Consider the following 19,138-nt stretch of genomic DNA (forward strand, 5'->3'; position numbering starts at 1 on the left):
CTAAGGTTACATCCTATATATCCAGTTAGCTGGATTATCCGTTTTGGTATTGTCGTATATCATGAATTTAAGGATGGTTTCGTTGGTACTAGGACTGGTAAAAACCTCCCCTAAATCTTGCTTAGTGGAGACCTTATCACCTTCACTTACGTAAACTCGGCTCAGATTATTGTACACTGATATATAATTACCATGTTGGACAAGAACAGCTTTGTTTCCGCCTTTTATGGCTTGTACGGCGATTACTTTTCCTCTGTAAATAGCACGCGCTTTGGAATGGACCTCAGTCGCAATACGTACTCCGTTACTTTGAATGGTCACTGACCTTACAATAGGGTGAGGTTGTTTGCCATAACGCATTTTGACAATTCCTTTCTCAACTGGCCAGGGTAATTTACCTTTGTTTGATTTAAAGTCTGCATCAATGAGTTTAGCCTCTGCGGTTAGAGCAAAGTTGGATGACTTGGATGCCGCTTCTCTCTTTTCAACGGTCGTTTCTTTATTATTGGCATTGGCCTTAGCGATGGCATCTCGAATCATTTTATCAATCTGACGATCTATCGCATCAGATTCTCTCTGACGTTCTCTAATCTGTGAAGCATATTCGTTCTCCTTGGCTTTTATACTTGAAATCAATCCTTGTTGGGTATTGAGTTCACGTTGCAATGCCTCCTGTTCTTTTCTGTTTTCTACAATTAAGGATTCCTTCTCTTCCCTTTGCACAACGAGTCCTTGGTTGAGCTGTTGAAGTTCTGTAGTCTTACTTTGGATTTGATCGGCTTGATCTTTCCTAAAGCTGGTATACTGTTTCATGTACTGAATCCGCTTGTAGGCTTGCAAAAAATCTTCAGAAGACAACAAAAACATAATCCGGCTTTGTTGGGATTTACTCCGGAAAGATTTTTTGATCATTTCGGCATAATCGCCCTTTAATTCTTTTAGATCATCTCTTAATTTAGAGATTTTGTTGATGTTGTTATTTATCTGTCGATTGAGCAGATTCGTTTGGTCATTTGTAACTTTAATAAGCTCCTTGCGCATTCTGATTTTGCGATCCAAATCCTCGACATCCTCTAGCACGGTGGTTTTTTCTTTCTTTTTCTGAGAAAGCAATGCGTTAAACCTTGAAATCTCCTCTTGTAAACGCTCTTTACGCGCCTCTAACTCCAATTGTTCCTCCGATTGACCAAAGACTTGTTGAGTGGTGAAAAAACTCAACATGAGTACGCCTATGATTAAATACCGCTGTTTATTCATAAGGAGTCCAGTTCTACAGGTTTAAATCCACTAGGAATACTAAATGGGAAATTGAGCTGCCTATTAAAGACCACATTATTGTACTCGATGTCAATTTGATTGAGGTTCTTTCTATCGATAGCTTTAATTTCAATCTCATTAGGCAGTATTTTACCCGATACCTTTTGATAATTTTTATACGTAATACTCAACAGTCTACTCTTAGAGGGTTGAGATATTTGTTGAAGTGTCATTTTAAAATTGGAAGGCTCTAGTAAAAACAATGTTTTATATAAGGCGCTTTGTTGAACTGGTTTGAGCTGGTATTGATCGCTAACCGCTGCTGCATAATACTTCTGATCTCTTAAATCAAGAACTGCCTGACCTAACAGTAAGTTTTGGACCATCTGAAAATCGAGGTTGGTCCCGAGTAATTCTTCAAGGTAGGAATAATTACCATCAAAATAGGTGTTGTCTAATTTATTATAAAATTGTACTTTTTCTGGTGTAATCATGATTTTAACAACCGAAAGTGGCGCACTTAGCCAGATAACTTCATCCTTTTTGATGCGTAAACTTACAGTCACTCCTTGGGAGCTTTCCCCATCGGAATAATCAATTTTCACCCGTCCAGACATGGTATCAAATTCCAAATCATTTTCGTAATGATTATCGATAATTCGGCCAGAGCGTAAATCACTTTTAACTTCCCCACCCACAAGCACATTTTTAGATTTACAAGCAGAGTTTGCCAAGATGGCCACAAATACTCCAAGGTAAATTAATGTCTTTGAAAATTTCTTCATTTTTCCGCGCTCCTAATTATTTATCTTTTCTTGGTAGTAGTCTACCTTCTGCTTATCTCCCAATGCCGTATATGACACGACAAATTCTTTATAAAAATTCTTTTCCATCTCACCTGGATCAAGAACATATGACAGTCCGTCTTTTAGAATCTGAATTGCCATCTTATAATTTTGCAATTTATTTAAAGACCGTGCCTTATACAAATAGAATATGGGTTGTGTTGGAAAATTATCAATAGCTTCACTACTAAAATGCAATGCCTCAGGGTAATCGGTCTTCTCAAACTGCATTTCAATCTGATTTTTATATTGCTCTGTAGGTGAATTCAAAGCCTTAGAGGTAGATTTAGTAACACTTTCCTCTGATTTTAACATGGCTTTTGTTTGCTCGCGCATACGAAGCTTAGTTTGCAGCTGAGTTGCAGCACCTAAATCGATACCTTCTTCCAGCATTTTAACTATAATTTTTTTTGCTTGTCCTCCCTCTCCTAATTCTATATAAATATCAGCAAGTGTTTTGTAATAATCATTGTCCATTGTTAGCAACACCTCAGCCACCGAAACAGCAGCGTGATAATTATGCTGCTTGATTAAGCAGTTTAAAAGAGCATCCTGATACCACACATTAGAAGGATCTGAAGCTGCGGCAACTTCAAAATGTTGCTGGGCTAGGATGTAATTAGTTTGCTCCATATGATTTAACCCGAGCTCATAGTCCACAACCTCATTGTCCACTTGCAGCTTTTTACATTCCAACAATGCAACAATGGCTCTGTCATAATTTTCAATACTCTTTTGCTTTAAAGCCTCAAAAAAATGTTCCTGAAAAGCATCAGAGTTCACCTCCTCACTCAAATCTGCACTCAAGCCATCTTGTTGTGGAAACCCAACAGAAACGGTTAAAAACAAACACAACACTAGTATTTTACACCGAATTGGTACCATTTTGATTCTTTTGAGTTTGGATCGTTACAACAGCATTCTACAGATCAAATAGCCACCTTAGTCCAATACGCTATAATCCCCTATGCTGATCTTTGTAAAGTTACCATCAAAAGTCGCAAAATTTCCTATCATAGCGTTAGAAAGTTTAGCATTTTTAATTTTTGCATTGGTCTGTATTAAGCTCTCAGCGATTGTGGAGTTTTCTATTGTGGTGTAATCACCTATAGAAACATTTGGCCCTATAGTAGAATCCTTTAACACTACACCTTCCCCTATGTAACATGGGGGGATAATAGTGGCATTGTTAAATTGTACAGAATCGGCAACGAGATTTTCGTCTTCTGTTTGTAGAAATTCTAAGATTCTTCCATTTGTCTCAACGGTGACCTGTTTATTCCCACAGTCCATCCAGTGATCAACCTTCCCAGGAACAAACTTCTTCCCTTTTGCCATTAAAGCCTTTATACCATCGTTGATTTGATATTCTCCACCGTTTTTAATATTGGCATCTAGAACATTTTGAAGCTCAGCTCTGAGCTCTTCGCCTTTTTTAAAATAGTATATACCAATAACAGCAAGATCAGAAACATAGGTTTCTGGTTTTTCAACCAGTCCAGAGATGTGTCCTTGATCATTAAGATCCACTACTCCAAATGCTTCTGGATTCTCTACTTGTTTTACCCAAATAACACTATCAGCACTCTGGTCTAAATTAAAATCTGCTTTAAATAAGGTGTCTGCATAGGCAATAACACAAGGGCCTGAAAGCGCTTCTTTAGCACACATAATAGCATGTCCTGTCCCAAGTGGTTTGTCTTGATAATAAATACTTCCTTTAGCTTTTAGACGCTCGGCGATGGCTAAAAGGTTAGTTTCAACCTGCTTACCAAAATCCTCATTGATTATAAAGGCTACTTCATCAATTTCTTGATCCAAGACTTTAGCAATATCTTCAACCAATCTTTGAACAATTGGTTTACCTGCAATAGGGATTAAAGGTTTTGGCACAGTTAAGGTATGAGGACGAAGTCTGGAGCCGCGTCCCGCCATAGGAACTATTATTTTCATTTTCAATTATACTTTACTTTGATACTAAAACTTTAAAATTTGATAATTATTATGCCATTATTTGGTTCCCGTGCTTCCAAATCCTCCTGAACCTCTATTACTATCGGAAAGCTCAGTGACCACATTCCATGTAATGTGCTGATGAGCTGCAATGACTAACTGAGCGATTCGCATACCGTTTTCCACCCTAAAAGCCTCGTTGGAAAGATTCACTAGAATGACTCCAATTTCTCCTCTGTAATCTGCGTCGATCGTTCCTGGAGCATTCAAAACAGTAATACCATGTTTAGCGGCAAGTCCACTGCGCGGGCGAACCTGTGCTTCGTATCCAACAGGAAGTTCTATAAATAGACCTGTTTTAACAATGGCTCTCTCTAAAGGATTCAAAGTAACGGGCTGATCAAGTTCAGCTCTTAAATCCATACCAGCAGAGGCGGCCGTGGCATAGCTCGGCAACTCATGTTGGGATTTACTGACGATTTTTATTTCCATAAAGACTATGATTGTTTTCTTGAACGCAGCGATTGTATGAGTCGCTTGAGTTCTTGATTTTCCAATTTATATATCAAAACCAAAAATACTAAAACAAATAGGGTTCCCACAACTATGTTTCGATCAAATACATAAAAACTCAGCGCAGAGAATACTATTGAAACTCCTAGATAACTTCCTATTTTCTTTAAGTTGTATGGTATGGGGTAATTTTTTTGTCCATAGTAATACGAAACAAGCATCATGGCACTGTAAGCAATCAGGGTTGCAATGGCGGATCCTTTAAAGCTAATCAAAGGGATCAACAAAAAGTTCAGCCCAAGGGTCAAAAAGGCTCCAAAGAGGGAAACATAAGCACCAAAACTTGTTCGGTCTGTAATTTTATACCATACCGACAGGTTGTGATAAATACCTAGACATAGATTAGCCAGTAATATAAAAGGAACAATCCAAATGGCATCCCAATAAGCAGGGTTAGGTATGAGTATTAATTTAAATACATCAGAATAAGCAACCACAAATAAAAAAATGAAAGTTCCAAAAATGGTAAAATACAAGGTAGTATCGGCATAGATTGACTTGGAGTTCTTAGAATTTGCATGGCTAAAAAAGAAAGGCTCCACACCGAGCTTAAATGCTGTCACAAATAAGGTCATAAAGGCGCCTAGTTTATAACATGCCGCATAGATTCCAACGGTCTTTTCAGCCACATCTTCTGGTAGAAGATACTTGAGTAAAATCTTATCAAATCCTTCGTTAACTGTATAGGCAACCCCTGCAATAAGTACCGGAATAGCATAGCGAATCATTTTCTTCCATATTGCCAAATCAAATTGAATTCCAATTTTAAAGTACATCGGAAGAACAATTAGAAAAGTAACCAGACTCGCAATAACATTAGCAATGAATATATAGTGTACCTGATTATCAAACACAATCCAATCCCATGTATCGAAGAATGTTGAAGTTGCTAAGACCTGGGTAAGCGCCAAGAAAAAGAATAGGTTAAACCCTAAATTCACCACCACATTAAAAATCTTTATATAAGAATACCGAAGGGGCATTTCATTGTTTCGCATCCATGCAAAGGGGATGATACAAAGAGCATCTAAAAATAATATCCAAATTCCATAAACGATAAACTGCACATCGAAATCTAATACAAAGGCAATAAAATCTTTCATAATGTAAGCCACCACCAAAAACCCTATAGCAGTCATTAAAATGGAACTAAGCGCGGTAGATTGTACCTTTTCTTTGGATTGATCCTTATTCATAAAGCGGAAAAACGCCGTTTCCATTCCATAGGAAAGCACGACATTTCCGATCATTAGATATACGAAAAGGGCAGCATAAATACCATAGTTTTCAGTAGGTAGTTTATCTGTATAGAGACGAGTTAACACAAAACTTAACAGTCGTGGTAACACCGTTGCTAATCCATATATAAAGGTGTGTTTGAACAGTTTTTGTAACGCCCCCAAAGCCCTAAATGTGTTAGTAAATTAAAAAAATTGTGTTGTACATAATTATAATAAGCTTCTTCCTATTTTAAAGAAGGCGGTAATTCTCTATAATGAATCGCACTAGCTGGAATTATATTAGACAGCTTAAAATAACGAGCTTTTCCATTACGGGTATACCTTAGTAATGCTTCATTATCGTTAATTTCAAATGGTGGAACTACCTGTGCTTTTGGCGGTGTATTTCCAAATTCCTTTTTCGAATCAGCATGTAGGATGATATTGGAAGGCTTAGATTCCATAAATCGAGCTATATAAACATTATAATCATCTTTTTTAGTAGGCTCCAATGAAGCCACCATTCCCTTATAATAAACGCTGTCTAGCTCAACCTCAGAGTTGTTAAGGTTCGTTACAGGCAGGTATATATTAACACCCTTTTGAGTATTTGACTCACCGACCGACCATGGCTCAATTCGAACCTCACCATGGGTAAAGGGAAGTTTCTCCATGAGTTTTTGTGAACTACCACATGCATAAAACCCAAAAATCATTACCCCTAAAGCCAGTAATTTTGCAATATATTTCATCTCGAAAATGATTTAATATTTAAAGATACAATTTCAAATTTGATACCAAATCGCATCTCAGCTAAATTTAAAAATCATCTAACCCCTAAAACACTAAATCCGACTCTAAAAAAGAGTCGGATTTAGTATAGTAATCGATATGTAGTATCCTCTCTTAAGGACTCTTACAATTTAATTATTAAGCGCTTCAGCTCCACCAACGATTTCTAGTATCTCATTAGTAATCGCAGCCTGACGTGCTTTATTGTATGTCAGGGTGAGCTCCGATTTTAATTCCTTAGCATTATCAGTTGCTTTGTGCATTGCTGTCATACGCGCACCGTGCTCAGAGGCAAAGGAATCACGAACAGCTTTATACAATTGTGTCTTAAGTGACTTAGGAATTAGGGTCTCTACGATTTCAACTTTTGAAGGCTCGAAAATATAATCAGCAGCGCTATTTGATAATTCCTCCTGCTCAATTGGCTCAATAGGTAGGAAGTTTTCAGTTTTAACAATTTGAGTAGCTGCATTTTTAAAGTGGTTGTAAACCAAAAGAATCTTATCGTAAGTTCCTTCGGTATAAACCTCCATCAAACGACGGGTAATATCAGAAGCATTCTCAAAGGTCAAATCATCAAAAACACTATTGTTATTATGAATTACATAGTATTTCTTGCTTAAGATATCGTTTCCTTTTTTCCCAACTGTCATAAAGCTCACGTTCTTATCAGCATAAGTTTCATTAGCTAATTTAGAAGCCTGCTTAATCACGTTGGTGTTAAATGCACCACACAATCCTCTATTGGAAGTGATGGCCACTACCAACACATTTTTCACATCTCTTTGCTCTGCGAATACACTACCAGAATCCCCTTCAAGACTCGCACTTACACTTTGTAAAAGTTCAGTAAGCTTATCTGCATAAGGCCTCATGGCAGTAATAGCATCCTGGGCTTTTTTCAACTTTGCAGCAGATACCATTTTCATGGCACTGGTGATCTGCATGGTTGAACCCACTGATGTAATTCTGTTCCGTATTTCTTTTAAATTTGCCATCTTATAAATTAAGAATTGAGTCTCCCTTTAAAGCCGAGGTATTCCAGGAGGACCTGGAATACTTAAACCTTAAATGATTTACCCTTTATATTTTTGAGAAAGTTCCTTAGCCACTTGAGTTAGTGTCTGAGTTACCTCATCTGTCAGTTTTCCTGCTTTTAAGGTATCCAATACCACTCTGTGCTTGGCATTAAGGAATGATAAATAGTCTTTTTCAAACTCCTTCACTTTCTCAACTGGTACATCTCTTAAGAGGTTCTTAGAACCTGCATAGATAATAGCAACCTGATCTTCGACAGTGTAAGGATCATTTTGAGCTTGTTTAAGGATTTCAACGTTACGTTTTCCTTTTTCAATAACATTCATTGTCGCAGAATCCAAATCAGAACCGAACTTAGCAAAAGCTTCTAATTCACGGAACTGTGCTTGGTCAAGTTTCAATGTACCTGCTACTTTTTTCATGGATTTAATCTGAGCAGATCCTCCAACACGGGATACAGAAATACCAACGTTAATTGCTGGTCTAACCCCAGAGTTAAATAAATCTGATTCCAAGAATATCTGACCATCGGTAATGGAAATTACGTTGGTAGGAATATAAGCAGAAACGTCTCCAGCCTGAGTTTCAATAATAGGAAGTGCTGTAAGTGAACCTCCACCTTTTACGATAGGTTTTAAAGACTCAGGGAGATCGTTCATCTCCTTGGCGATATCGTCATCAGCAATTACTTTAGCTGCACGTTCCAAAAGTCTTGAGTGAAGGAAGAAAACGTCTCCAGGATATGCCTCACGACCTGGTGGTCTACGAAGCAACAAAGAAACCTCTCTATAGGCAACTGCTTGCTTAGATAAGTCATCATATATAATAAGTGCTGGGCGACCAGTATCTCTAAAATACTCTCCAATTGCTGCACCTGCGAATGGCGCATACACTTGCATTGGAGCAGGATCAGAAGCATTAGCCGCAACAATTACGGTATAAGCAAGTGCTCCTTTATCCTCAAGAGTTTTAGCGATAGCCGCTACTGTAGAAGCTTTTTGACCTATGGCAACATAGATACAAAATACAGGCTCTCCAGCATCATAAAATTCTTTTTGATTGATAATGGTATCGATACAAACTGTTGTTTTACCAGTTTGACGGTCACCAATAACCAACTCACGTTGTCCTCTACCCACAGGAATCATAGCATCAACAGACTTAATTCCAGTTTGTAAAGGCTCTGTAACAGGTTGACGGAAAATAACTCCAGGTGCTTTACGTTCTAAAGGCATTTCGTAAAGCTCTCCTCCGATTGGACCTTTACCATCTATAGGCTGTCCAAGAGTGTTTACTACACGACCCACCATTTTTTCACCAACTTTAACTGATGCGATTCGCTGGGTACGCTTTACGGTATCACCTTCTTTAATTTCTTTGGAAGGCCCTAATATTACAATCCCAACATTATCTTCTTCTAGGTTAAGTACCATTCCTTCTAAACCTGTTTCAAATTCAACAAGTTCTCCATACTGTGCATTGGACAATCCATACACACGAGCGATACCATCCCCTATCTGGAGTACAGTTCCTACTTCGTCCAATGAAGCTTTAGCTTCAAATCCTGATAGTTGCTTTTTTAATATTGCTGATACCTCAGCAGCTTTAACTTCAGCCATCTTTTATAGTATTTAAATTGTGGATGCTTTTTTAGCGATACACCCTGCCTTTATTTCAATTATTGTGCTACGTAAGAGTTATTTACTAAATCTCTTTTCAAATTATTCAATTGGTTTGACACACTTGCATTGTATTGTAAATCTCCTACTCGCAAAATGAATCCACCAATGATAGTTGGGTCAATTTTATTTTCTAGTTTTGCTTTCCCACCAGTTAATTCCTGGACTTTAAGCAATACTTTGCTTTCTAATTCACCTGACAAAGGTACTGCCGTGGTAACTATAGCTTTATGTTCTCCTTTTAAGGCATCATAAAGTTCACTGTATTTCTCAGCGATCGCTTCAATAAGGTTAATACGATTGTTATCTACTAAAAGATTAATCAACCCTTCTGTGGTGGAACTTGTTGAAGAAAAAACCTGAGTTAAGACAGCCTTTTTATCAGAAAGTTTTACCACTGGACTTTCAAGCAAATGCTGCAGATCAGAGCTCTGTTTAAGTGTGGCAGAGATAGACTTCATGTCCTGGTTAACCACCTCTAAAGTTTGTTGCTCCTTGGCGTGTGCCAGTACAGCTTTTGCATATCTAATTGCCGCTCTTGTACCTTTCATAATACTAGTTTAAAGTCACTTGATCCAACATCGTGTCTACCAATTTCAATTGCTTTTCTTGATCAGATAATTGTCCTTTTACAATTTTCTCAGCAATCTCAACTGATAGGCTAGCTACTTGTTGTTTCAATTCAACAACAGCTGCTTGCTTCTCACCCTCTATAACCACTTGCGCTTGCTTGATAATCTTATCTGCTTGCGTTTGTGCGGTTTCTTTTGCCTCAGCAATCATTCTTTCCTTGATCTCGCGAGCATCTTTAAGCATAGCGTCTCTTTCAATACGCGCCTCTTGAAGAAGTTTTTCGTTATCCGCTTTAAGGTTTTCAACTTCTTTACGAGCATCATCAGCAGCATCTAAAGCTCTGTTGATAGATTCTTCTCTACCTCTAACAGCTCCTAAAATAGGAGACCAAGCATACTTTCTAAGAAGAATAAAAAGAATAGCGAAAACAATTACCGACCAAAATATTAAACTTTCAGGATGTGTAATATTCATTATATAAAATATTAAATAACGTTTCTAATGTTTAAAGTAAATCATGCTGCAACCAACCGTTACAGCATGACTTAATTTTTCAAAAATTACGCTGTAATTAGCGCAACAACTACTGCGAAAAGTGCAACACCCTCAATAAGTGCAGCAGAAATAATCATAGCAGTTTGAATTTTTGAAGCTGCTTCTGGTTGACGTGCAATAGCATCCATTGCAGCTCCACCAATTTTACCGATACCAAATCCTGCAGCGATTGCAGCTAATCCAGCTCCTATTCCAGCTAAAATCATAGTTTAAAATTTATATAGTTACTAATTAAAACTCACAATTAATTAATGGTGCTCCTCAACAGCTTGTCCGATAAACAGTGCTGATAGAAGCGTAAACACATACGCCTGTAAAGCCGCCACTAACAACTCCAATCCATACATAAACAATGAAAAGGCGATTGATACTGGTGAAATCCAAGCAGTTTCGAAAATAAAAATAAGCGCCATCAAACTCAATATGATGATGTGCCCTGCGGTCAAGTTTGCAAACAAACGAACCATTAAGGCAAATGGCTTTGTAAACATCCCCAACACCTCCACAGGTATCATAATAGGCAATAACCATTTTGGAACGCCTGGGGTTGCAAAAATATGACCCCAATAACCTTTATTTCCGCTAAATATGGTAATTAGAAAAGTAATGGTTGCCATTACTCCTGTAAATAATAAATCATTTGTAAGGGTTCCTTGGAATGGAAAAAACGGAATCAATCCAATTAAGTTCCCTAACCATATCAAAAAGAAAACCGTCAATAAATACGGCATATATTTCTGGTATTTTTTTTCTCCTATATTAGGAATTGCAATATCGTCACGAACAAAAAGAATTAACGGCTCTAAAAAGCCTGAAATCCCCTTTGGTGCCCTATTGTTCTTTTTATAAGAATTGGCGATAGGAATAAAGACCAACAACATTATTGCTGCAGTGACCATTAAAGTAAAGACATTCTTAGTAATGGAAAAGTTAAGAGGCCTACTATTGACTACATTTCCTTCTCCCTCAAAAGATACAGTGCCATTGGCATCTGCATAGTAAATCTCATCTTGATAGCGAACAAACTGTTGGCCACCACGTTCCACGACAACTTTTCCTTCTTCATCATGATGAAATGCTGAAGACATGAAAGTTACTAGTCCATTATCAGTCCATAAAATAACAGGAAGAGGAAGCGAAATTGCTTTTCCATTCCAGTCTGCAATATGAAATTCGTGTGAATCACTAATGTGACTATTAATTAATTTTGTCGCATCGAAACTTGTGTCTTCGGGGGTTTCCGAAGGATGGGTTTGATGATCCTGAGCTATAGCTCCAAAGGAACAAAACAACAATGCTAAATGAAAGAATCTTCTGAACGAATTTCCAACTATGATCATACCTCTAATTGATAAAATATATGGTCCTCAAAAATTTGCTGCAAAGGTACATCTTTTCTTCATACTAGGAAGCCCTCCACAATTTTTTTTTAGTTTATCGCTGTAAATCCGTTTTTTTATCAAAAACGCCTTATTTTAAGAGTTTTATAACAAGCATGACCTCGATCAAAAGATAGAGGAAATAGGGTACAAAAAAACTCAAAACAGCTGGTATAGGGTCAAGGAGATCACTTTGTATTAATGGAATCAAAAAAACAATAGCCCCAAGCATCTTAAAACCGCTTAAAGCTAAGAATGCAAAGCCCGCTTGTTCAGGATAAATTCCACGTATAAATTTTACGGTAAAATAAATCACTGCTGCAAAACTAGCATGGAATAAATAAATTGCCCAAAGTGGATAGTAAAAATCAGTTTGAGTAAATAACTGACTTTGAATCAGCCATTGTATCAAATATAATAACAATGCGATGCCAATATATATAAGGATGGAGGAGAGTAACTTAGATTTCATAAAAAAATACCGCCATAAACGGCTTAGGAATTATCATTTTTATTAATATTCTTTAGTTGCCTAAACACATTGTACAGCGCAGCAAAAATCGCAAATAGAGAGCACCCGACAGTAAAGGCAGAATACTTGTTCGGGTATTTTTCATCTAACCACACACCCAAATAAGTGCCTGCAGCAATTACAATGGCCATTTGCAAACCAATGTTACTAAATCGGATCCAGGTTTTAAGCTGATTTTTCCGTGGAGTTTGCTTCTTTTTGTCCTTCATTAGCACGAACAGATTTTAATGATGCTCCTTTCATTGAACATGCAGCATTAAATGTAGCTCCTGGCTCAACAGCAAGTTTACCAACTACTACATCTCCGTCGATCTGCGCACTTCCCTTTAGACTCAACACATTTTCTACTTTAAGTTCGCCTTCGAATTTACCTTCCACATCAGCATTCATACATTGAATTTTCCCGCTGACCTTTCCTGATTTTCCGATGACAACTTTACCTTTAGCAGTAATACTACCTTCGAGCTCTCCGTCAATTCTAATGTCGGCCTCTGAGGTAAGGTCTCCTTTAATTTTTGTGTTTTCAACAATTCTGTTGGTTTGTCCCACTACGGGCTCCATGCGATTTCTCTTTGATTCTGCAAACATGACTTTTTAATTATTAAGACTTGGGTTAATTTTAGCTATTTGACTTAAATAACCTTCGAGGTTCTTATAGATTTGGATTTTCTTATAATCGGATGACGAAATTACAAAATTCTCATTGTCAACCAAATAATCTTTGTTAATGTTTAGTAATTCCGCATACCCCTGAGCACGCAGCTTGGAGGTAAATCCATGAACTGTTACAAATATCGTTTCAGGATTGTATTGATCCTTAGAAAAAGTGATTTTATCATACGCCAAATCTTCTAAGGATTGTTTAATAGTTCCTTGCAATTTAACAAGATCTGTGGTGTCATTTAAATGAAATGGATAAATTAACTTCCAATTGGTAGATTCCCCTTCTTCGAGTTGAAAACCATCATCCTGATATTTAGACAAACTACCCTCTAACAGCTCTTTAGCGTTTTGCCCCTCTGGGGAATTAGGATAGTTTAATGCGATTTCATTCAAACTGCTTTTATAGGCATCAATTCCGTATAATCTAGCCGTTGCTGTGGCCTTTAGCATCTCAAACTTCACCACAATTTCTTCCGCATTAAAACGAGATATATAAACATCACTTTGCTCAATTACATGCTGGTATTTATGGTTTTCAAAATCCTTGTATAACTGCCCATAAATAGCTTCAGGGCTACTTTGATCCTGATTCAGGATAAGTGAAGGATTTTTCAAAAGCATCGCATAGCGCGAGTCTGGATACTCCTTAATAATTGCTGTTTTATAAATTTCAGCTTTTGATGGATCTATTTGTTGATATAATTTAAACAAGTTGTAATTAGAAGGCAATATCAAACGCTCCTCTGGCTGATTTTCTAGTACGGTCTCCAATTTGTTTACCGCAAGTTGGTATTCCTGAAACTTCTCCTTATAAAGAAGTCCTAATTGGTAATTTGCAAAATTGCTTTGGGTATTTAAACTATCCACAGCCGAATCTCCTACAGGAAGCCTATCCAAATAATAAGCCAACTGATGTAATGGATTTATAGCTATAGAATCCGACTCAGCGACAGCCTGATTATCAGAACGAACTGAAAGTCCACCAAATCGCCAGTTATCTTCTAATACGCGATTTCCCCAGGTGGCTTTAAATTCTTGTATCCCGTAGCTTACACTGGTGGTATTGTAAAAATAAAATTCAACCGCCGGAGGGCTCTCTTGGGAAAAACCATCCATAAAACCTCGTTGTCTACCTCGTCTAGGAGCCACTATTTCTTGCTTTTCTTTTAACTGCTGTTCTTTGGCAATAAGAGAATCAATATGTCCTTGGTAATAGGCCTCCCTCTGGGCAGGGTTAAGTTGAAGCACTCCTAGAATACTATCATTCCTAGAGACCACCTCCTCATACATAATTACATCATCCAGATTATTTCTTTTTCTACTAAGCACCCTATACTCTTTGGTGTTTTCATTAAGATAAGTGAGGGTGCTATCATAATAGGCTCCCGCCAGTTTATATTTTGAGTTATCAAAGTACATCGTTCCCAAGGCATGGTAATTTCGATATAATAAGCCCCTGTCATCATGAGCATTTCTCAAAGATTTATTATAGTATATCGCAGCCTGCTCCAATGAATCGTACTGCATGTAATAAAGAGCGTTTAAACGGTATAGCGGGCCTAAGAAAGGTCTGTTTTCACGATTGCGTTCCATTTTTTCAAGTTCCTCTCTAAGGGTGTAATCCTGTGGCTCAGTTCTAAATTTATTTTTTGTTTTAGCCACATATGCATTAATCAAATACACCCTGGGTGTTCTGCGGTTATAATCCAAAATCTTTTCAAAGGCCATATTAGCACTATCGAGCATTCCCTTTTCATTATACAATTGCCCTATGATAAAATTATAACGTCCCTTCTTTTCAAAATCTCTACTTACATTACTGGCGATTTTTAGAGGAATGATAGCACTATCTTTTTGTTCTAAATTGATATAAGCCTGAGCTAACATAGCATAGGCATCGGTCATGTCCTGATGATGCAGATTACGACCTACGATTCTTTTTAAATTGGTAATGGCCACCTCCTCATTCTCCATTCGAATATTGGTCTTTTCACGCCAAATTCCTGCTTGGTGAATTAGATCGCTATTGGTATACTTTCTTAAAATGTAATTAAAGGCCTCAAGTGCAGGGACAAATCGTTGATCATAATAACGCGCTTTTCCTAAAAGTAAATACGCCTGATCGATTTGCGGATTGCGCTCCTTACCGCCAATTTCCATACCGTACTTCTGTATGGCTTTGGTGGCTTTAAGCTCCGCACGCCTAAAATCTGGATTTAACTGGGAAGTGTCTATGATAATCTCCTGACGTATCTCCATGCGTTCTACAGGAAGAATTTCCCAATAGTTATCTACATAGGAATCAATTAGTGTTTGTTGTCCGTTCTCAAGGGCTAGATGACCATTATAAAGGGTGTTGAACTTGGCATTCATAGCATTCCAATTCCTGTTTACAACGGAGTCTTTCTTTGTTGAACAGGCCACAAAAGCTAACAGCACAAGCAGCACACAAAGTGGTATTTTAGGGTTTCTAGTCAATTAAATAACTTTTTGTTTTAGGCACATTCCCCAAGTATGCTAACCTAAGGAACAAGGTAAAAATACATTATCTTTTGGTTTTCTTAGGTATGTTGGACAAAATATCCTTGTTTTCAAACCTAGTCCACCAGAGTTTCGTTTAAGATTTCTTCTGAGAAGAAACCTTCTAGATCCCTCAATGTTCGCTCAGAGGTCTGAATGTCTTTGACGATTTGACCCTTGTTTAACACTACGATTCGCTGACATACTTCGGTCACATGAGCTAAATCGTGACTTGAAATAAGTAAGGTTACTTCTGGATTATCTTTATAAGTTCCGATTAATTTTTTGAGTCTAATTTGCGTAGATGGATCGAGATTCGCAAAAGGCTCATCGAGAATAATCACCTTAGGCTCTCCGATAAATGAAGCGACAATACCCACTTTTTTCTGGTTTCCTTTCGAGAGATCTCTTAGATACTTTTTGCCCTGAAGAATTTCTCCGTGAAAGAAATCCTCAAAATTTTGTAAAAACAGATCAACATCTTGCTGATTAAGTCCTCTTAACTCTCCAATGAAATAAAAGTATTCCTCTGGGGTTAAATATCCAATTAAAAAACTCTCATCGATAAAGGCTGAGGTAAAAGGTTTCCAATCTTCACTCATATCGACTTGGACTTGATTGTTTATTATATGGCCAGTACTGGCTTTGATAAGATCCAATAACAGGCTAAAAAAGGTAGTTTTACCAGCTCCATTGTTTCCGACAAGTCCACAAATTTCCCCGCTTGGGATCTCTAAGGAGTCTATGTTTAGAACCGCTACCTCCTTGTATTTTTTAGTTAATGAATTTACTTGTATCATGGTGTATAAAGAAAGTTTTAAGAGTTAGTTTTTTTGTTTGTATGCAGCAAGAGTTTTATACTTCTCTGCCTTGTAAACCTTTAGTATAATATCGAACACCTTCTCTTTGAAGGCAAATCCTAGAACGGCTACTAAAAGTACTAGGCCGTAACCATAGATAGGACCAATAGTGTAATAACCCAGTGCATATAATAACATAGGTATCACTAATTTTGGGATGGTGAGCAACAAGGTTTTGGCATTAAATGCTTGAGAGTCTCCAAAGGCTTTTTTATTACTTGTAAGATCAATAGGAGTTTTCACATAAGCGCCACCCCATAAAACCATATAAGAGTTCACCCCGATATTATAACATGCACCTACAACTACTGCCAGGTATACCTCCCATCCAAAGTAGAGATAGAAACTCGCCATAACTAGTGAAACTAATGTCGCCATAACCATAAGCCACCATTTAGAATTTAAATAATCTCGGTATCGAATGTTCTGACTCATCATAAGTGGGTAATATGAACTATCCCAGCTAGGAACGAATTGTCCGAAACTAAAGAGGAATCCCCCTGTTACAAATATGGCAGCGAACATTCTCCAAAACGGTCCTTCATACATCTCTAAAGCGCCTGTAAAAAACAGCAGTCCGTAGAAAACAAATAGAAAGCTAATTAAGGTGTTAGTTTTAGAGCGCTTATTTCTTTTGATGAGTTTAATATCATTTTTAAGGAAAACCCCCACACTTCCAAAGCGATTTACCCACTGAAGTTGCTCAGTTTTGCCGTCTTTTTGTTTGGTAGCCAGCCCAGAATCTAAATAAAGATTGGATTTAAAATAGTGAAAGGCGATTTGATAAAACCCAATCAATAAAAGCACAGGTATAAGTGCCGTAATCGGAGTTTTGTACAAAGAATGGAAAATCGGCCCAGTCCAAAGACTAATATCAAATACTTGGTAATATTGCAATGCACCCAGGATAATAAGAGAACCAATTACAATGAAAAACACCCAATTGATTGCATTGATGAATATATTGATAAAATTATTGCAAAAAATAAGAGCGCTAATAGCCAAAAACCAAGCAATAACCGCTAAAGCATCATACCCTTTTATTAGAAGTACCACTGTAAAAGGCACAAGGACAAAGGCATGAATAATATTAAAGAATGATAGTATGGTTTTCCATAAACTAAAATGGACGATTTTACTCTTTTTAAAAGGTAGGTATAACAAAGGTCTAATATTTACCACTGGCATTTTTTGTAGCATATACCTAGCTAATAGATCCATCGCTAAATAATAAATCATAAACCTATTGACCGTCTCTAAAGGTTCTAAGCCCAACTCCTGTTCAAGAAGAAAATAAATGCTTGTTCCCAAGATGGCAAAACTGACCATCATGTATAGGGCAAAAAACCCCATGAGAATTTTAATAATCAAATTGGAGGATAATGAAGCAGACCTAAAAAAGGACTTCCATTGAAGCTGAATGAAGGATGTAAGCATTTGGTTGTTAATTAATGAGTGTTAAAGCTTTCACATATCTATAGGATTAATGAAAGTCTATAGAGTTACAAAGTAAATATATACATTTAAAACTTTAGCAATTAACACAATTTTTATTAAATCTGGTTTTTAATCGAGTGTATATTCCGTATTTTTGCAAAAAAATTTTGAATGATTCACTTTCATACACTTAAGGTTAAATCGGTAGAAAAAAGTACACCTACCTCCGTGGTGGTCACTTTTGATATACCAGAGGAATTAAAGGATACTTTCAAATTTATACCCGGGCAACATATCACCATAAAAAAGGAATTGAATTCTCAGGAGCTCCGACGTTCGTATTCCATTTGTTCTTCTAAAGAGACTGAAGATTTGTCCATTGGAATTAAAGCCATTAAAAATGGTGTTTTCTCTAACTATGCTCAAACAATTCAGGTGGGCGATAGCTTTGAGGTTTATCCTCCAGAAGGTCATTTTACCTATGAAACTGTAGATCTAAAAGATCAGAACATTGCAGCCTTTGCTGCAGGTAGTGGAATTACTCCCATAATGAGTATTATGAAGGATGTTCTTGAAAATACCTCTGCTAAGTTTTTATTGGTTTATGGTAATAAGACTATCACTGAGACCATGTTTCACAAACAAATAACCAATTTGTTGGAACAATATCCTGATCGTCTATTTGTGCAATTTATCTATAGCCAAAAAGAAGAGGATAACGCACTCTTTGGTCGAATTGAAAAATCTTCGATCAATTTTATGCTCAGAAATAAATTCCATGATGTTCCATTCGGTGCATTCTATCTTTGTGGTCCTGAAGAGATGACCGAAAGTGTAAAAAATGTATTGTTGGAAAATGAGATTGCACAAGAAAACATAAAAACTGAGCTCTTTACCACAACCGATGATGATGATTCAGTAGCTGAATCTGTAGAAGGGCAAACAGCTGTTACAGTTTTAGTTGATGATGAAGAAAGCAGCTTTATAATGGATCGTAAGAAAAGGGTTCTAGATGCTGTTTTAGAAGAAGATATTGACGCCCCTTACTCTTGTCAAGGTGGCATATGTAGTAGTTGCGTAGCACGACTCAAAGAAGGGAAGGTAAAAATGGTTAAAAATCAAATTTTAACAGATAGTGAGATCGAAGAAGGTTTAATTTTAACCTGTCAGGCTCACCCAATTACCCCTAACATCTCCATAGATTATGATGATGTTTAAAAGAGTTATAAAACGAAATAATCAAAAGGCGCTTTTAGAGTTTT

Annotated in this window: 20 protein-coding genes; 1 reads left to right on the plus strand and 19 read right to left on the minus strand. The window is 37.1% G+C overall.

Annotated elements, in window-relative coordinates; translation table 11 throughout:
- Nucleotides 1-6: 6 nt before the first annotated feature.
- The 19 genes from I215_RS00905 to I215_RS00990 all read right to left on the minus strand — a co-directional run bounded on the left by I215_RS00905 (nt 7) and on the right by I215_RS00990 (nt 17,876).
- Entirely contained in the window at nt 7-1,257 is a 1,251-nt protein-coding gene (locus tag I215_RS00905) for a murein hydrolase activator EnvC family protein (protein WP_008990059.1), read from the minus strand.
- Nucleotides 1,254-2,042, minus strand: coding sequence for a DUF4292 domain-containing protein (locus I215_RS00910; RefSeq protein ID WP_008990060.1), 789 nt, complete (start codon nt 2,040-2,042; stop codon nt 1,254-1,256). The genes I215_RS00905 and I215_RS00910 overlap by 4 nt, the downstream gene beginning before the upstream one ends.
- A gap of 12 nt (nt 2,043-2,054) precedes the next feature.
- The gene (locus tag I215_RS00915; protein WP_156800157.1) at nt 2,055-2,987 is read right to left on the minus strand and encodes a tetratricopeptide repeat protein; all 933 of its coding nucleotides are present in this window, start codon (nt 2,985-2,987) and stop codon (nt 2,055-2,057) included.
- A gap of 57 nt (nt 2,988-3,044) precedes the next feature.
- Entirely contained in the window at nt 3,045-4,055 is a 1,011-nt protein-coding gene (locus tag I215_RS00920; RefSeq protein WP_008990062.1) for a sugar phosphate nucleotidyltransferase, read from the minus strand.
- A gap of 57 nt (nt 4,056-4,112) precedes the next feature.
- On the minus strand, nt 4,113-4,547 hold the full coding sequence (dut, locus tag I215_RS00925) for a dUTP diphosphatase (RefSeq protein ID WP_008990063.1): 435 nt from the start codon (nt 4,545-4,547) through the stop codon (nt 4,113-4,115).
- Between the two features lie 5 nt (nt 4,548-4,552).
- A complete protein-coding gene (locus tag I215_RS00930) occupies nt 4,553-6,031 on the minus strand; it encodes an oligosaccharide flippase family protein (protein WP_008990064.1) in 1,479 nt (492 codons plus the stop codon).
- A gap of 62 nt (nt 6,032-6,093) precedes the next feature.
- Nucleotides 6,094-6,600 (minus strand): hypothetical protein, encoded by a 507-nt coding sequence (locus I215_RS00935; protein WP_008990065.1) that lies wholly within the window; start codon nt 6,598-6,600, stop codon nt 6,094-6,096.
- Nucleotides 6,601-6,771: 171 nt separating this feature from the next.
- Entirely contained in the window at nt 6,772-7,638 is an 867-nt protein-coding gene (gene atpG / locus I215_RS00940) for an ATP synthase F1 subunit gamma (protein WP_008990066.1), read from the minus strand.
- Nucleotides 7,639-7,716: 78 nt separating this feature from the next.
- Nucleotides 7,717-9,297, minus strand: coding sequence for a F0F1 ATP synthase subunit alpha (gene atpA, locus I215_RS00945; RefSeq protein ID WP_008990067.1), 1,581 nt, complete (start codon nt 9,295-9,297; stop codon nt 7,717-7,719).
- Between the two features lie 59 nt (nt 9,298-9,356).
- Complete coding sequence (gene atpH / locus I215_RS00950) at nt 9,357-9,908, minus strand: ATP synthase F1 subunit delta (protein ID WP_008990068.1); 552 nt, start codon at nt 9,906-9,908, stop codon at nt 9,357-9,359.
- Nucleotides 9,909-9,912: 4 nt separating this feature from the next.
- Nucleotides 9,913-10,404 (minus strand): F0F1 ATP synthase subunit B, encoded by a 492-nt coding sequence (locus I215_RS00955; RefSeq protein WP_008990069.1) that lies wholly within the window; start codon nt 10,402-10,404, stop codon nt 9,913-9,915.
- A gap of 86 nt (nt 10,405-10,490) precedes the next feature.
- On the minus strand, nt 10,491-10,691 hold the full coding sequence (atpE, locus tag I215_RS00960) for an ATP synthase F0 subunit C (RefSeq protein ID WP_008990070.1): 201 nt from the start codon (nt 10,689-10,691) through the stop codon (nt 10,491-10,493).
- A 42-nt stretch (nt 10,692-10,733) separates the two neighbouring features.
- Nucleotides 10,734-11,825, minus strand: coding sequence for a F0F1 ATP synthase subunit A (gene atpB, locus I215_RS00965; RefSeq protein WP_008990071.1), 1,092 nt, complete (start codon nt 11,823-11,825; stop codon nt 10,734-10,736).
- Nucleotides 11,826-11,955: 130 nt separating this feature from the next.
- A complete protein-coding gene (locus tag I215_RS00970) occupies nt 11,956-12,336 on the minus strand; it encodes a DUF6168 family protein (RefSeq protein ID WP_008990072.1) in 381 nt (126 codons plus the stop codon).
- 23 nt (nt 12,337-12,359) lie between these two features.
- Complete coding sequence (locus I215_RS15795) at nt 12,360-12,605, minus strand: AtpZ/AtpI family protein (RefSeq protein ID WP_008990073.1); 246 nt, start codon at nt 12,603-12,605, stop codon at nt 12,360-12,362.
- Complete coding sequence (locus tag I215_RS00975; protein ID WP_008990074.1) at nt 12,562-12,984, minus strand: bactofilin family protein; 423 nt, start codon at nt 12,982-12,984, stop codon at nt 12,562-12,564. Before I215_RS00975 ends, I215_RS15795 begins: the two co-directional genes overlap by 44 nt.
- Nucleotides 12,985-12,990: 6 nt before the next feature.
- Nucleotides 12,991-15,537, minus strand: coding sequence for a type IX secretion system periplasmic lipoprotein PorW/SprE (porW, locus tag I215_RS00980; RefSeq protein ID WP_040459653.1), 2,547 nt, complete (start codon nt 15,535-15,537; stop codon nt 12,991-12,993).
- 119 nt (nt 15,538-15,656) lie between these two features.
- Nucleotides 15,657-16,379, minus strand: coding sequence for an ABC transporter ATP-binding protein (locus I215_RS00985; protein WP_008990076.1), 723 nt, complete (start codon nt 16,377-16,379; stop codon nt 15,657-15,659).
- A gap of 24 nt (nt 16,380-16,403) precedes the next feature.
- Nucleotides 16,404-17,876, minus strand: coding sequence for a DUF5687 family protein (locus I215_RS00990; protein WP_008990077.1), 1,473 nt, complete (start codon nt 17,874-17,876; stop codon nt 16,404-16,406).
- Nucleotides 17,877-18,047: 171 nt separating this feature from the next.
- Here I215_RS00990 and I215_RS00995 point away from each other — a divergent pair, with 171 nt between their 5' ends.
- Nucleotides 18,048-19,094 (plus strand): ferredoxin--NADP reductase, encoded by a 1,047-nt coding sequence (locus I215_RS00995; protein ID WP_008990078.1) that lies wholly within the window; start codon nt 18,048-18,050, stop codon nt 19,092-19,094.
- Nucleotides 19,095-19,138: the final 44 nt, after the last annotated feature.

This window comes from Galbibacter marinus (genome assembly GCF_000300875.1).
In the GTDB taxonomy this organism is placed as follows: domain Bacteria; phylum Bacteroidota; class Bacteroidia; order Flavobacteriales; family Flavobacteriaceae; genus Galbibacter; species Galbibacter marinus.